Genomic DNA, 15,480 nt, shown 5'->3' with positions numbered 1-15,480 from the left:
TCCCAAGTCGGATGACTAGGACTATATTCTTGTTTAGTTAGTGCTCATTTTCACCCGGTTGTTGTCGCTACTTATAATTGTGCTCCACCAACCTGAAAACTCCGCCTAACTTATGCCAGTTAAATCCCAAGTGCAGGGATTTTTCCTGCCATATCGTTAGTGCTCATTTTCACCCGGTTGTTGTCGCTACTTATTGCTACTTGTCTCTTAGTACAAGCTTAACTACAGCCTCTACCCGAGCCGTCTGTGGGAACATGTCGATTGATTGAATCAAGCGCACGTCATACTTATCCGTTAATGTCACGAGGTCACGAGCCAAAGTTGACGGGTTACATGAAATGTAGACGAAAGTCTTTGGTGCGACATCCAGAATGGTTTTAATCAACTGCCGATCAAGTCCAGTACGTGGTGGATCGACAATCAATGCATCAAAGTTTAAGCCCTCTTCTTTTAGCTCAGGCAAGATACGCTCAGCTTTACCAACCAAGTAGTCGGCGTTTTTGACATTATTTAACTTCACGTTCTGCTTGGCATCTTCAACGGCTTCTGGAATTGTCTCCATACCGATGACTTTCTTAACGCGATCCGCAGCCAAGATACCGATGGTTCCGACACCAGAATAAGCATCAATCAATGTATCATCAGGGGTTAAATCAAGGTTCTTCAGGGCCAACTCATAGAGATTCTTCGTTTGCTCTGGATTCAATTGGAAGAAAGCCTCAGGTGAGAGCTTGAACTCTTTATCGAGTAACTTCTCGGTAATCTTGTCCTGACCCAATAGCTTTTCGGTGTGGTAACCCCACATCTTCTTGTTCTCAATCTCAGTCACGTTGTGGAATACACTCTTGACGTGTTCAATCTTCATGATTGCTTCAGCAAACTGCTTGAGTTGCGGAATCTTGTTGCCGACAGTGATGATGGTAACCTGAACTTCCTTCGTTGCAAAAGCTTCACGGACGACGACTGTCTTGATGCCGAAAGGATGAGTCCTGATATCAAAAACAGGCATGTCAAGATCCGTGATGATCGCCCCAATCTGACGAATAATCGTCTGAGTCAATGGACTTTGTGTTGGCATCTTGGGTAAATCAATTAGGTCATGAGAATTTGGACGATAGAGCCCAAGCTTGAGCTTGCCACCGCGTCGTTCGACCTGATATGAGGCTTTCGCACGGTAATGCCACTGTGCTGGTGCCGGGATGGTATTCTTAATCTTATACTTCGTGTAATTTCTGGGATGAAACTTCTCCAGTGACTCCCGGATAATGTCCGTCTTGAATTTTAGTTGCTTCGCATAGTCTAGGTGGGCCAGTTCGAGTCCACCAACCGTTGGATCGACTCCGGCAGGAAATTTCACGCGATCAGGGCTGGCTTTCTTAATCCGGACGAGGGCGCCTTCGATATAACGGGGATTCTCCTTGATAATCCTGGCGATGACAACCTCACCAGGTAGCGCACCCGGAATGAACATGATTTTCTTCTTGTAGTAACCAAGACCTTCACCGTTGATGCCCATGCGGTTGATGGTAATCATTAATTCTTTTTTTTCGAATTTTTGGGGATAATTTTTCATTATTTCACCGATTTTACTTTCATTGCTAATAGTTTTTCACCATACTTATAATAGATGATTAGGTAAAGGATGTACACTATGAAGCAAATTACTAAAATTACAGCACAGAGAAGAAGTGGACGCTTCAATGTTTTCGTTGATGACGAATATGCCTTTGCGGTTAGTACGAACGTGCTGGGCGAGTTCATGTTAGCTAAGGGCAAAGAGCTAACCGAGGCCCAGATTATGGTGATTAAGCAGGCCGAACAAAATGCCAAGGCCCAAGAGCAGGCTCTTAGTTATCTCAGCTACCAGCCACGCTCAATCAAAGAAATTCGCCAGTATATGGCGAAACAAGAAGTCGATGCTGAGACGACAGAGGTGGTCGTAAAACGGCTAATTGAGCTGGGGTATCTTGACGATGATAACTTCGCCAAGTTGTTCATTAACAACGCCTTGACGGTTGGCACGGATGGGCCACGACAGATTATGAACAAACTACGTCAAAAGGGGCTGACGGGCGACCAGATTGCACTGCACCTCGATGAAGTTGATCCAGCAGATTTTATCGCGACGGGCCTGAAGATTGTACAACCAATGACGAGACAGTTTGGGCGACTCTCACAAAGAGAACTGTTGCAAAAGATGCGCCAGAAGCTCATGCAACACGGATTCACCAGTGAACTAATCCAGCCAATTCTTGATGCAATCGATCTAGGTGATGATGAGGAACTACAAAATGATGCGTTACTGACGCAGGGGATAAAGGCATATAAAAAATTCAAGAAATATTCTGGGTATGAGTATACGAGGAGAATGAAGCAATACCTTTTCCAGCACGGTTTTTCTAGCGGTGAAATCGACCGCTTTTTGAATGGAGAGATCATCAGCTTAGAGGAGCTTGAAGAATATTAATAGTCTTTAAAAAATAAGTTTGTTATACTGTATCAGGAATGAACTTTGAGAGCTGGTGAAAGTATGCAACTTCCTAGGGAAGGCGACTATATTGCTATTCAAAGTTATAAGCATGATGGGCATTTTCACAGAAATTGGCGGGACACGATGGTGCTGAAAGCCAGTGAGAATGCAATTATCGGTTGTAATGACCATACTTTGGTAACTGAGGCTGATGGACGACGCTGGGTGACTCGCGAGCCCGCAATTGTCTATTTTCACCGTCATTATTGGTTTAACATTATTGCGATGATTAGAGATACGGGCGTAACGTATTATTGCAACTTGGCAAGTCCATATACGCTTGACCAAGAGGCGCTCAAATACATTGATTACGACCTCGATATTAAGGTCTTTCCCGATGGGGAAAAACGACTGCTCGATGTGGATGAATATGCTGCACATGCAGCAGAGTGGAATTATCCACCTGAGATAGATCAGATTCTGCGGGGGAGCGTCCATGAACTCATCCGGTTTGTTGATGAAGAGTTAGGGCCGTTTGCCCCGGGTTACGTTGACCTCTGGTACAAGCGATATCAGGAGCTGAAGCCGAGAAGAAAGGGCCGTCCCAAACCAAGGTAAATACGATATAGTCAGAATGAGTCTAGGACCGCGGTCCTGGACTTATTACTTTTGGTGAAATAAAAGTAGCATGATAAATAAAGGAGTAAGATTGGTGGCATGAGTAAGAGACCAAATTATCGGCGCATTGCGCATAAGCGTTGGACAAAAAATAGTACTTTGAATATCATTATTTCGTTAGTGGTGATCGTGTTGTTGGCGGTCGTGGTCCCTGAAGTTCAAAAGAAAATGAACAACTCGGGCGACGAAGCTAAGATGCAACTGACTAATCAAGACGTCAAGCATCAGACCGAGTTAGCCGCACTTGAGTATTCCGGGCAACAGACAATCCAGATTAATAACAATAATCCCGGGTTTACGGAAGATGAGTTGTCACTTGCAAAGGGGACTTGGCAGCAATATGGTGACTTGGACCGGTTAAACCGGGTGACTATTGCGAAGGCGATGCTCGGACAGGATTTGATGCCAAAGTCTGAGCGTGAACGTCTGTATGTTGATCCGACGGGCTACCATAATAAGAAAGTGGCGATGAACGGCCATATGGATTGGTTGTACAATAGGAGTCACCTGATTGGCTATCAGCTAACGGGTCAGAATAATAATTTGAAAAATCTGATGACTGGCACGCGATCGCTGAACGATCCGGGAATGACTAAATACGAGAATCAAATTGCGGAATACATCAGAACAACGAATCACCATGTGTTGTATTATGTCCAACCAATTTTTCGTGGTGACGAACTTGTCGCACGTGGAATTTCAATGAGGGCACAGTCAGTGGAGGATTCCACAATTAAGTTCAATATCTATATTTTTAATGTGCAAGAGGGCGTCAGCATCAACTATGCCGATGGTACAAGTAGGAAGGTGTAAGTAACATGGAACAAAAGAAATTTGAGAAGTTAACATTTATTGGTAAGCCATTTCTTCAGATTGCGCCAAATGACGGTAACGGCTATTTTGCCGCTTACCAAGAGGTGGAGGAAAGTGCTGATTTCGTTGGCTTGGATGAGACTAACGACCTAGAACGTAATCGTGCCGGACTTGTAATCTTTGGCCCTGAGACTTTTATGTATTGGCAGGGGATGCTGTACAAGGGAGAAGCTGATTTACCAAAGGGTTTAATGAAGTATGAGCTACCCGCAAGTAACGCAGTGGTGGATGAGAAGAACGGAAACGAGAGTATTTTCCAGCTACCATTGAACTTGACAATTCCCACACTTTTGGCGGATATCAAGCAGGCTGGGATAGAAGTACCAGCAAACTTGGGTCTGAGCGAGAAGCCGTACGTATTGAACGTGCTCTATCCGGACAAACAAAAACACGTCACTGCAGTTTACCTGGGCGACGTGATCGAAGATGTAAACGACTAGAGATAGTCGTTTTTATTTTGGTTACTTACCAGATTATGTAATTATACAAAGAGAAAATAATTGATCCAGTGGCATAGCAGATAAAAGCCGATAATAAATTAATCCAGATACTTTCGGCCAAGATAGTTTTGTAATTATACTTATGAGCAAGTTTATTCTTGAAAAATGTATAAAAAATTTTGAATAAAAATAAAAATGCAAAATATCCCGATATGAATGGATAGATAACATACGCACTATCGAGATTAGCTAAGAGAGCACCTATTAGAGGAAATAGTAAAACTAGGGCGACTACAGTAGACCAATTAAAAATAAATAAAATTACCTTGGGTAATTTATCACTAACCGCACTTAATTCATCCCTACGTAAAGTAACAAAATCCTCCTTGCCTCCCATTTCGAGATAACTTTTCTCAGTGTTATCAATGATGAGTGGTCTGAAAACGACTGCAATTGCTATAAATATTATATATATGCCAAATGGCCACGTGACTTGATTCAAAGGGTTCTCCCGACTAATAAAAGGTTTTATCAAAGTATACACCTATTTTGAAGTTGTTTAGTAGAATTGCAATCTATTTTGGAACTCTTGTTCGTTATTTTAAATAATTTACGACACCTATTATGGAGTTGATATTGATCAAGATGCAAGTTCTGGCTTAGATTCTGGAGTTGCAAGTGTTTCACAAGTAAGCACAAAAGTACAAGCGAATTATGTTGCTAATCAAATTTTGTCCCAATTTCCAGACTATCACTCTTTATTTGGTGCAATAAATTGGACCGTCTCTAGTCAGGAACAACATATTTCAACACCGATTGCAGAATATTATGTCTCGCTTGAAAATAAGTGGTCAGGGGCCGTAGTTGATGGAAGTATGGGTATTATCTCAATAAGTGATGCTCAAGTGATTAATGAGAGTACAGACGTTTTACAGAGCTTTAATGATGTAATGACATCATATGATGTAGGTGATCTGAATGGTGTATTTAATAAACTTGCACCAATGATTGGAAATGGATCAATTAAAGCAGGACTAGTAGTTAGGGATAACATGGTAGGTTTTAAAGTTAGTGTAGAGGGAACGGTTCAGAGTACAACTTCAAATTCTGTAGTTGATAATAAATATACACTTACTTTAGAAACGTATATCCATAGAAACCAAGTACCTAATGAAGTGTACCAACCGATATATGAAACTGCCACAAATCCAAATCTTATCAAGCAAACTTCAACCGTAATGTTATATGCAGGTCTAACGGTAATTGTGATTTTAGGTGGGCCACAATTGCTGCCTGTTGCAACAACTCTTGCGGTGAGCGCAGATAAGTTAAAACAAGGATTAGATAGTTTAATCGACGTTTTGAAATCAATGGGAAGTGTACTTAACATTTTATAACTAGCCTAATTGGTTTAATAGGAGAAATAGAAGTAAATGAAGGCCGCACCAAGGTCACGGATAAGAATTAGTAGAATGTTGACTGTTAAATTAGTATAACCTGGCTTAATTATATTAAATTTTATACCTATCTGTTTTGCGTATATAGCATCAAAAATCCTGTATAAAGCGAAGAAGCATAAGAATACAGAAATAATAGGAAAAAAAGTAGTTGTACTACTTGGTTTTGCGATAGTTGCACCAAAAGAAATTAGTGGTAAGATTATCCAAAAAAAGAATAAAACTGTATTAAAGCGTAGTAACTTAGGGTTTTGTTTTTCTTCTATTTTTTTTACGGTATATTTGATTTCTTTCTTTAAATTTTGCCATCCTTTTAAATTTAAGAAATGGTGAACTTCAAATCCTTTTCGCAGATACCGGATTAAAAAGGATAAATATGCCGTTAAATATAGTAGTCCAATTTGAGTTATGTAAGGAACAAAATATTTCAATAGTATCTCCTTTGATAATTTGATGACTTATAAATATCAGCTGCAGTGTTGCTCATAGTATACAGTTATTTGTGATATTAAAATATGATTCTGTTAAATAAAAAAAGTACCCATTTCTTTTGAAAATTCAAAGGAAATGGGTATTTGTCAATTTTGGTAAACTAATTTAGAGATAGCTATTTTTGTGTGGGGTCAATCGAGAGGTTGTCATACTCGAGGTATGCGCCAATAGCTGTTGAGATGAACATGATGAGCATGACCCAGCCAACGGCAGTTCCAGCAATCTGATCAAATGTCAGCACCTGTCGTACCAGATAAGTTGCTAAGCCACAAAGAATGAAGTCGAGCAAGATATTGGCAAGCTGGTACAGGCGTCGGCGACGAACACTGAAGAAGCGTAATGTTTGGAGAAAGAAGCTGTTCTCGACGTTATCGGAGATCAAATCGAGTGGACGCTGAATAGTTCCCTTGATACCAAACATGATGAGGGCACCAACGAATGCACCGACAGCGGTTCGCCAGAGGCTGGCGGGGTGAATCACAAGGGCATTGAAGCCAATACCGATGAGCGTCAGGGTACAAAGATAGGGGATGACCAGCAGGAAGACGAAGACGTCTGCTACTTTATTTTTTTTCATGATGTAATCCTTTTCTAGTTGTTGACTATAGCTTACTATTTTTTGCTGTGTTTTGAAATACGTGGGACAAAGCCTAGGCTATAATTAATGTAACATGATCAAGTACATAGTAGCTTTCCAGTAAATAATTCTGTGTTTTTTGGTAAAATAATGTAGTATAGAAGTATTATTCTCTTGCACCGAACAATCATTTTTTGCAGGAGATAAGAGCTATGCTATAATTATCTTAATTTAGATTTACAATACAAAAGGAGTGTGAAGTAGTTTTATGAATGGTGACCCTGGAGCCGGTTCCTTAGGCGGACAGATACTGTTGATTGTCATCTTAACGTTAATTAATGCCGTGTTCGCTGCGGCTGAGATGGCAATCGTTTCCGTTAACCGCAATAAACTTGAGACTGAGGCAAATGATGGTGATAAAAAAGCCAAAACATTGCTCAGCGTAATGTCTCAATCAACTAATTATCTCGCAACGATTCAAGTTGCCATTACTTTCGCTGGTTTCCTATCCAGTGCGAGTGCCGCAACTAATCTAGCTCAATTCTTGGAGCCACTCTTTGGTGGCGCCAGCTGGGCACGGGAAGTCTCAATTGTCGTGATTACCGTGGCCTTATCATATGTTTCTCTAGTCTTTGGTGAACTTTATCCAAAGCAGATTGCTATCTCAAGGTCCGAGTCGGTCGCAAAGGCTACAGTCGGGCTGGTGCGCGTCGTGGGTATTTTCCTTCGGCCATTCGTTTGGTTGCTTTCCGCATCGACCAATCTGTTGATGAAGGTCACACCAATTGACTTTACCGACAATCAAGACGATATCACGAGAGAAGAGATGCTCTCGTTAATCGAAACCTCGCGTAAGAAGGGTGTCATTGGCTTAGACGAGTTTCACATGTTGGAAGGAATCATTACTTTCAATGATAAAATGGCGCGTGAGGTCATGGTGCCAAGAACCGATGCATTCATGATCGACATCGAGGACGATAAGCAGGAGAATCTGGATGCAATTCTGGATCAGCCTTATTCGAGAATCCCCGTCTATCGCGGAGACAAGGACAAGATTGTGGGTGTGATTCACATCAAGACTATCCTGAAGATTGCGCGCCGTGACGGTTTTGGAAACTTGAAGCTGGAAGACTCGATGGCTAGTCCGTTGTTCGTGCCTGAAACAATCATGATTGACGAGCTGCTGGTTGAGATGCAGAAGACGCAGATGCAAATGGCCGTCCTGCTTGACGAGTATGGTGGGGTCGTCGGAATTGCAACGATTGAGGACTTACTGGAAGAGATCGTTGGTGATATTGATGACGAATCAGATCATTCAGAAACACTTTATAATAAGATAAACGAGAATCAGTATGTGATCGCTGGTAAGATGCCAATCGATGACTTCAACGAAGTCTTCGAGACGGAAATCGATGTGAGCGACGTTGACACTATTGCTGGCTTTGCAATCACGGAGCTCGGCATGATTCCAAGTAACAGTGCTAAATTAAAAATTCCGCTAGAAAATGGCATGATTCTAACAACTGGTCGGGTTAAGGGCTCACGACTTGAGACGCTGACACTCGATGTACCTGAGGATGAAGATGGCGATTCTAATGGAACTGAACCGGACAGCGGCGATTAAGTCGCTGTTTTTTTTGCACTAGTGTGGTACAGTAATAAAGGATTTTTACCGTAAGAAATAGATATAATTAGTGAAACATTTAAAGGATTAAAATAATGCAAAACTTAACAAATGAGGTCGCAAAAAGACGGACCTTCGCAATCATCTCCCACCCCGATGCTGGTAAGACAACAATTACCGAGCAACTATTGTTATTCGGTGGTGTGATTCGTGAGGCTGGTACCGTTAAGGCCAAGAAGTCTGGTCACTTCGCAACGAGTGACTGGATGGATATTGAAAAGAAACGTGGTATTTCGGTTACCAGTTCCGTGATGCAGTTTGAGTATCAGGGCAAACGAATTAACATCCTGGATACTCCCGGACATGAGGATTTCTCTGAGGATACATACCGAACTTTGATGGCCGTCGATGCCGCTGTCATGGTAATCGACTCTGCTAAGGGTATCGAGCCTCAGACTAAGAAGTTGTTCAAGGTTGTTAAAAAACGGGGGATTCCGATTTTTACATTCATGAATAAACTTGATCGTGATGGCCGTGAACCGCTAGATCTAATTGCTGAACTCGAGGATTTACTTGGTATCGAGGGTGTCGCAATGAACTGGCCAATCGGTATGGGTAAAGGACTGAAGGGTCTGTATGATATTGCCAATCATAGAATCGAACTCTATCGTGCAGAGGCTGCCGATAAGTATCTCGAGCTGGATGAGGATGGTCGGTTGTCTGAGGACAATCCGTTGACAAAGGAATCAATCTACGACGATACTCTGGGTGACATCGAGTTGTTACACGAAGCTGGCAATACTTTTGATGCTGCTAAAGTTGCGGTTGGTGATCAGACTCCTGTGTTCTTTGGCTCGGCCTTAACCAACTTTGGTGTAGAGACCTTCCTAGAACAATATGTCAAAATCGCACCAAGCCCCGATAGTCATGAAGTGACACTTGCTAATGATGACAAGGAAGAACTGGCTGCAGACGATGAACAATTTGCCGGTTTTGTCTTCAAGATTCAAGCAAATATGAATCCTGCACACCGTGATCGCATTGCCTTCGTGCGGATTTGCTCTGGTGAATTCGAGAAGGGAATTGACGTCACTCTAGCCAGAACTGGTAAGTCAATTCGCTTGAACAATGCCACAGAGTTCATGTCTAGTGAACGTGTGCAGGTAAGTAATGCTGTTGCTGGTGATATCGTTGGTCTGTACGATACTGGTAATTTCCAGATTGGTGATAGCATCTACTCAGGTAAGCGCAAGGTTGAGTTCCAGGAACTGCCACAGTTTACACCGGAATTATTCATGCAAGTGACTGCTAAAAATGTTATGAAGCAAAAGTCGTTTCATAAGGGGATGCAGCAGCTTGTGCAGGAGGGTGCGGTTCAGTTGTACCGTAACTATCAGACGGATGATTACATTCTGGGCGCTGTCGGACAGCTGCAGTTCGAGGTCTTCCAATACCGGATGTTAAACGAGTATAACTCTGAGGTTGTGATGACGCCGATTGGCTCACGTGTGGCGCGCTGGATTGATCAAAGCCAGCTAGATCCCAAGATGTCCTCCAGCAGAAATTTATTGGTGAAGGACCGCTTCGACCAACCACTATTCTTATTTGAGAACCAGTTTGCACTACGTTGGTTTGCTGATAAGTATCCGGACGTGCAGTTACACGCCAAACTATAATACTGACAAAAAGGGCTTTGGATTTTATCCAAAGCCCTTTTAGCTGTGTTCTATCGTGTATTGTGGACCACTATGCTGTTTCGCGCCTCAAAGTAATATCGATGACGCGGTGTCTTTCCGTTTCGTTGATTTCTAGTTTGGGTCGAATCTCCTTTTCGAAGAGATTATCGATTACGAAGTCAACCTCCATTTGCTTGATTTTTCTGACTTTATTAGAGATTACAGCGTCGATGTGGCGACGAGCCTCACTATAAATCACTGTTGTGTTGCCAAGTGAGTAGACCTTGATTAGATTTGCGTCTGTTGCTGCAAGTTGATTCTCGACCATCCTGCGATATGAGTTGGTTACGTCAATTAAATGCATCTTGTTCACCACTTTTTCTTAAACTTGTTAAATTCATTATAGCGCTTTTTTAGCTTTTAAATAAAGGATTATGCGATACTTTGTGTTAAAAAAAGTGAATGCTTTTTAAAGCACTCGCTTGATAATTCTAGTCATTATTTTGTCTTTGTTTTAGAAGCAGCAATCTTAATCTCATTATTCTCGATCTTAGCCTCTAGCTGTTGTTCCTGTGGATTCTCCAGGTAGAAGTCAGCCACCTTATCCTCAATCTGTTCTTGAATAGTACGACGGAGTGGCCGTGCACCCATTGCTGGATCGTAGCCTAACTCAACCAACTTCGATTTAGCTGGATCCGTGACCTTAATGGTCAGACCCTGATCTGCAATCATCTTGTTGGTGTCATCAATCATCAAGTCCACGATCTGTAGCAAGTTCTCCTTCGAGAGTTGTTTAAACTCAACGATGTCATCAAGTCTGTTCAAGAACTCAGGTGTGAAGTATTCTGTCAACTTATTCATGATGGAGTGGGTGATGCCGTTGATGGTTGCGGCAAAGCCCACGTTAGCTTCCTGCACACCCTGACCAGCGTTTGAGGTCATAATGATGATTGTGTCCTTAAAGGAAACTGTTCGACCTTGGGAGTCCGTCAGTCGACCATCATCTAAAATCTGTAAGAACATGTGAAGAACATCAGGATGAGCTTTCTCAATTTCATCGAACAGGATCAGGCTGTATGGATGACGACGAACTTGCTCGGTCAACTGACCAGCTTCCTCGTAACCCACATAACCTGGAGGTGAACCTATGAGCTTCGAAATCGAATGCTTCTCCATGTACTCACTCATATCGAATCTAATCATTGATTCGTCCGAGCCAAACAGTTGCTTAGCGAGCTGCTTAGCTAGCTCTGTTTTACCAACACCTGTTGGGCCAACGAACAGGAAGGAACCGATTGGCCGACCGGTCTTATTGAAGCCGACCCGGTTACGCCGAATAGCCTTTGCAACCTTATCAACAGCCTCATCTTGACCAATGACGTGCTGATGTAAGTCATCAGCGAGGTTCTTCAGTTGATTTTGCTCCTGGGCCTTAAGTTCGCCAACCGGAATATTTGTCTTCTCTTCGACAATCTTCTCCATGATTTTCTCGGTAATTTGCGGTGTCTTATCGGGATCCGTATTCTCGTTCTTCATCTGATTGTACTTGTCAATCTGATCGCGATAGTATGCGGCCTTCTCGTAGTCCTCGTTCTTCAAAGCGTCCTGCTTCAAGCGCTCGGCTTCGTCGATACGATTCTTGACTGTGGCTTCGTCGATTGCCGGAATCGTTAAGTTCATCCGTGAACCCGCCTCATCGAGCAAATCAATCGCTTTGTCAGGTAGGAAGCGGTCTTGAATATAGCGTGCGGATAGTTTAACCGCCGACTCGACTGCACCTTCAGTAAACTTGACGTGATGGTATGCCTCGTATTTCGGCTGCAAGCCGCGCAAAATTTGAATTGTTTCGTCGACTGATGGTTCATTTACTTGAACCGGCTGGAAGCGCCGTGCAAGGGCAGAATCCTTCTCAATCGTCCGGTATTCATTCAAGGTGGTGGCACCCACAAGTTGTAGCTCACCGCGTGCAAGTGCTGGTTTTAAGACGTTACCGGCATCCATGCCGCCTTCGGCGTTACCAGCACCGACAATTTCGTGGATTTCATCGATAAATAAGATGATAGAGTTATCCTTTTGAATCTCGTCGATTAATTGTTGCATCCGTTGTTCAAATTGACCGCGGATTCCGGTTCCTTGGACCAGTGAAACGACGTCTAGTCGAATAACTTTCTTCTCTTGTAGTTTAGCTGGCACAGCGCCATCAGCAATTTGTTGTGCAAGTCCTTCCACAACAGCTGTTTTACCGACACCGGCCTCACCGATTAATACTGGATTATTTTTCGTTCTTCTATTTAAAATCTCAATTACACGTGCAATTTCTTTATCGCGCCCGATTACCGGGTCGATTTTACCAGTGCGTGCTAATTCAGTCAGGTCGACTCCAAACTGAGCAAGAATTGAGTTGCCACGTTTGTTGCCGCCACCGTTACGACCGGCCTGAGTAGGTCGTTCTGATGTTGGTTGACCATTCAAATTATTTTCCTGTTGAGCACCATTTAACTGGTTAAATAAGTCATCAATGCTTGAGAAACCAAATGGATCGTTACTGTTCATTGAGTTACCCTGTTTCTGTTTTAATAATTGATAGCAGTTTTGACATAGATTAATCTCTTGCTGGTTGCCGTTGACATTCGCATAGAGGTGAATCGTTGCTTCTCTTTGTTGACAATTCTGACAAAGCATTTCGTTCCCACCTTTTCTTTTCGATTAAGTTTATCTATCCTAAACTCAAGTAACATTATACAATTAGCACTCATGTGAGGCAAGTGCTAAGACTTGAGCTTTTATGTTAGGCAAATTAGGAGTCCGTGGTTATAATAGAAATGATTGGAGTGAAACTATGGATTACAATACTATTTTAAATGACCTAGTAAGTGGTAAATTATCGGAATTTCGTGTGGCGCCAGCCGAAGCATTTGCATTTCAGGCCGCACTACGTGAATTTGGTAAAAGAGCCGAGATTGTTGGTCGTGCCGAACGTGGTGGCGATGTCGTCTACACTGGTCTAAATGAACAATGAAAACATTTACATGGATGCTTGTTTAATTCGAAAAAGAATGATAATCTTAGTATCGATGATTTGAGTTTACTCGGTCAATTTTTGTATTATAAAGGAGACAAACATAATGGAAAAACGAGATTTTCACGTAACAGCAGAAACTGGTATTCACGCACGTCCTGCAACTTTATTGGTGCAAGCTGCAAGCAAGTTTAACTCTGACATTAACCTTGAATTCAATGGTAAGTCAGTTAACTTGAAGTCAATCATGGGTGTAATGTCACTCGGTGTTGGCCAAGGTTCTGATGTAACAATCAGTGCAGAAGGTGACGACGAAGCAGAAGCAATCGCTGCTATTGAAGAAACAATGACAAAGGAAGGACTAGCTGAATAATGACGAAAACACTTAAAGGGATTGGCGCAAGCGACGGCATTGCAATTGCCAAAGCTTATATGTTAGTAGAGCCTGACCTTTCGTTTTCAAAGTCATCAGTTAGTGAAGTCGACGCTGAAGTAGCAAAGCTCCAGAAGGCGATTGCTACCTCGACCGATGAATTACACGTCATTCGTGATAAAGCAAAAGAAAACCTGGGTGAGGAAGAAGCCCAGGTTTTTGATGCACATTTGATGATTTTAGCTGACCCAGAATTTACTGGTGCAGTTGAACAAAAGGTAAAAGACGAAAAAATCAACAGCGAAGCTGCTTTAGATGAAGTATCGACAATGTTCATCGGCATGTTTGAGGCGATGACCGATAATCCATACATGCAAGAACGGGCGGCCGATGTGCGTGATGTTTCGAAGAGAATCATGGCACACTTGTTGGGTGTCGAATTACCAAACCCTGCTTTGATTAATGAAGAAGTGATTGTGGTTGCACACGATCTGACACCAAGTGATACAGCTCAATTGAACAAGAAGTTTGTGAAGGCTTTTGTCACTGATATTGGTGGTCGGACAGCTCACTCAGCAATCATGGCTCGCTCGCTGGAAATTCCAGCCGTTGTAGGTACCGGTAAGATGACTGCAGAAGTTGCTGCAGGTCAAAAGGTGCTAGTCGACGGAATGACTGGTGAAGTCATCGTTGAGCCGGCTGACGATACTGTCGCAGAGTTTACCCAAAAGGCTGCAGATTTCGCTGCACAAAAAGCTGAATGGGATAAGTTGCGTGACGAAAAAACGGTCACTGCAGACGGTAAGAGCTACACCTTAGCCGCAAACATTGGTACACCGAAGGATTTGACCGGAGTACACGAGAATGGTTCTGAGGCTATTGGCTTGTACAGAACAGAGTTCCTGTACATGGATTCTGCCGAATTACCAACCGAGGATGATCAGTTTGAAGCGTACAAGGAAGTACTTGAAAGCATGGACGGCAAACAGGTTGTGGTTCGGACGATGGATATCGGTGGAGATAAGCATCTCCCATACCTACCGTTACCAGAAGAAGATAATCCATTCTTGGGTTACAGGGCAATCCGTATCTCCCTCGATCGGCAAGATATCTTCCGGACGCAATTACGTGCTTTAATCAGAGCATCCGCTTACGGTAACTTAGGAATTATGTTCCCAATGATTGCAACGATCAAGGAATTCCGTGATGCTAAAGCCATCTTTGAAGAAGAGAAGGCTAAGCTGGTCGAAGCTGGCGTTAAGGTAGCTGATAAGATTGAAGTCGGCATGATGATGGAGATTCCAGCCGCTGCAGTGCTCGCTGACCAATTTGCGAAGGAAGTTGACTTCTTTAGTATTGGTACGAACGATTTGATTGCCTACACAATGGCAGCAGATCGTGGTAACGAGCATGTTTCATACCTTTACCAACCGTATAACCCATCTGTTTTGCGCTTAATTAAGCACATTATTGAATCAGCACACGCTGAAGGTAAATGGGCTGGTATGTGTGGTGAAGCTGCCGGTGACCCAATCATGGTTCCTATCTTGCTTGGAATGGGGCTCGATGAGTACTCAATGAGTGCAACTTCTGTCTTGAAGATTAGAAGCCTGATGAAGAAGCTCAGCACGACTGATATGGTCGAATTAGCTGAGCGGGCAACTAAGGAATCAGTTACAAACGATGAGAACATCAAGTTAGTCAACGAATTTATGGATAAATTCAGTAAATAGCAGTTGCTAATGAATTGAGATCTAACCACAATGGTTAGGTCTCTTTTTTGTTTTCTAGATTTAGCTTT

16 protein-coding genes are annotated in these 15,480 nt (G+C 42.7%); 10 read left to right on the top strand and 6 right to left on the bottom strand.

Features of this window, described 5'->3' with window-relative positions; genetic code table 11:
* Window positions 1–196: 196 nt before the first annotated feature.
* Window positions 197–1,573: a 23S rRNA (uracil(1939)-C(5))-methyltransferase RlmD gene (rlmD, locus tag FC62_RS02720; protein WP_056945939.1), complete on the bottom strand. Its 1,377-nt coding sequence runs from the start codon at window positions 1,571–1,573 to the stop codon at window positions 197–199.
* Window positions 1,574–1,651: 78 nt separating this feature from the next.
* Between rlmD and recX the strand changes: the two genes are divergently transcribed.
* The 4 genes from recX to FC62_RS02700 all read left to right on the top strand — a co-directional run bounded on the left by recX (window position 1,652) and on the right by FC62_RS02700 (window position 4,461).
* A complete protein-coding gene (gene recX / locus FC62_RS02715) occupies window positions 1,652–2,467 on the top strand; it encodes a recombination regulator RecX (protein ID WP_056945940.1) in 816 nt (271 codons plus the stop codon).
* A 63-nt stretch (window positions 2,468–2,530) separates the two neighbouring features.
* Window positions 2,531–3,088 (top strand): DUF402 domain-containing protein, encoded by a 558-nt coding sequence (locus FC62_RS02710; RefSeq protein ID WP_054746016.1) that lies wholly within the window; start codon window positions 2,531–2,533, stop codon window positions 3,086–3,088.
* Window positions 3,089–3,187: 99 nt separating this feature from the next.
* Window positions 3,188–3,961 carry a DNA/RNA non-specific endonuclease gene (locus tag FC62_RS02705; protein WP_056945941.1) on the top strand — a complete coding sequence of 258 codons (774 nt, stop codon included), beginning with the start codon at window positions 3,188–3,190 and terminating at the stop codon, window positions 3,959–3,961.
* A 5-nt stretch (window positions 3,962–3,966) separates the two neighbouring features.
* Window positions 3,967–4,461, top strand: coding sequence for a hypothetical protein (locus tag FC62_RS02700; protein ID WP_054745845.1), 495 nt, complete (start codon window positions 3,967–3,969; stop codon window positions 4,459–4,461).
* Between the two features lie 25 nt (window positions 4,462–4,486).
* Here FC62_RS02700 and FC62_RS02695 read toward each other — a convergent pair whose 3' ends face one another.
* Window positions 4,487–4,963, bottom strand: coding sequence for a hypothetical protein (locus FC62_RS02695; RefSeq protein ID WP_056945942.1), 477 nt, complete (start codon window positions 4,961–4,963; stop codon window positions 4,487–4,489).
* Between the two features lie 229 nt (window positions 4,964–5,192).
* On the opposite strand from FC62_RS02695, the gene FC62_RS02690 reads away from it, so the two are divergent.
* Window positions 5,193–5,858, top strand: coding sequence for a hypothetical protein (locus FC62_RS02690; protein WP_054745849.1), 666 nt, complete (start codon window positions 5,193–5,195; stop codon window positions 5,856–5,858).
* 14 nt (window positions 5,859–5,872) lie between these two features.
* On the opposite strand, the gene FC62_RS02685 is transcribed toward FC62_RS02690, so the two are convergent.
* Both FC62_RS02685 and FC62_RS02680 read right to left on the bottom strand, forming a co-directional pair.
* Window positions 5,873–6,349, bottom strand: coding sequence for a hypothetical protein (locus FC62_RS02685; protein ID WP_056945944.1), 477 nt, complete (start codon window positions 6,347–6,349; stop codon window positions 5,873–5,875).
* Window positions 6,350–6,525: 176 nt separating this feature from the next.
* Window positions 6,526–6,987: a hypothetical protein gene (locus FC62_RS02680; RefSeq protein ID WP_054745853.1), complete on the bottom strand. Its 462-nt coding sequence runs from the start codon at window positions 6,985–6,987 to the stop codon at window positions 6,526–6,528.
* A gap of 268 nt (window positions 6,988–7,255) precedes the next feature.
* On the opposite strand from FC62_RS02680, the gene FC62_RS02675 reads away from it, so the two are divergent.
* Both FC62_RS02675 and FC62_RS02670 read left to right on the top strand, forming a co-directional pair.
* Window positions 7,256–8,611 (top strand): hemolysin family protein, encoded by a 1,356-nt coding sequence (locus tag FC62_RS02675; RefSeq protein ID WP_056945945.1) that lies wholly within the window; start codon window positions 7,256–7,258, stop codon window positions 8,609–8,611.
* Window positions 8,612–8,706: 95 nt separating this feature from the next.
* Window positions 8,707–10,287: a peptide chain release factor 3 gene (locus FC62_RS02670; RefSeq protein WP_141322554.1), complete on the top strand. Its 1,581-nt coding sequence runs from the start codon at window positions 8,707–8,709 to the stop codon at window positions 10,285–10,287.
* A 70-nt stretch (window positions 10,288–10,357) separates the two neighbouring features.
* On the opposite strand, the gene FC62_RS02665 is transcribed toward FC62_RS02670, so the two are convergent.
* Together FC62_RS02665 and FC62_RS02660 are read right to left on the bottom strand one after the other, a co-directional pair.
* Window positions 10,358–10,651 carry a DUF1827 family protein gene (locus tag FC62_RS02665; RefSeq protein ID WP_054745859.1) on the bottom strand — a complete coding sequence of 98 codons (294 nt, stop codon included), beginning with the start codon at window positions 10,649–10,651 and terminating at the stop codon, window positions 10,358–10,360.
* A gap of 134 nt (window positions 10,652–10,785) precedes the next feature.
* Window positions 10,786–12,969, bottom strand: a complete 2,184-nt coding sequence (locus FC62_RS02660; protein WP_056945947.1) for an ATP-dependent Clp protease ATP-binding subunit — start codon at window positions 12,967–12,969, stop codon at window positions 10,786–10,788.
* A 157-nt stretch (window positions 12,970–13,126) separates the two neighbouring features.
* On the opposite strand from FC62_RS02660, the gene FC62_RS02655 reads away from it, so the two are divergent.
* The 3 genes from FC62_RS02655 to ptsP all read left to right on the top strand — a co-directional run bounded on the left by FC62_RS02655 (window position 13,127) and on the right by ptsP (window position 15,412).
* A complete protein-coding gene (locus FC62_RS02655) occupies window positions 13,127–13,306 on the top strand; it encodes a hypothetical protein (protein WP_054745861.1) in 180 nt (59 codons plus the stop codon).
* 106 nt (window positions 13,307–13,412) lie between these two features.
* Complete coding sequence (locus FC62_RS02650; protein ID WP_054745863.1) at window positions 13,413–13,679, top strand: phosphocarrier protein HPr; 267 nt, start codon at window positions 13,413–13,415, stop codon at window positions 13,677–13,679.
* Window positions 13,679–15,412: a phosphoenolpyruvate--protein phosphotransferase gene (gene ptsP / locus FC62_RS02645; protein ID WP_056945948.1), complete on the top strand. Its 1,734-nt coding sequence runs from the start codon at window positions 13,679–13,681 to the stop codon at window positions 15,410–15,412. The genes FC62_RS02650 and ptsP overlap by 1 nt, the downstream gene beginning before the upstream one ends.
* Window positions 15,413–15,480 lie beyond the last annotated feature (68 nt).

The organism is Amylolactobacillus amylotrophicus DSM 20534 (genome assembly GCF_001434555.1).
Taxonomy (GTDB): domain Bacteria; phylum Bacillota; class Bacilli; order Lactobacillales; family Lactobacillaceae; genus Amylolactobacillus; species Amylolactobacillus amylophilus.
Note: the sequence above shows the minus strand (reverse complement) of the source record. Positions and strands in the feature narration are given on the sequence as shown.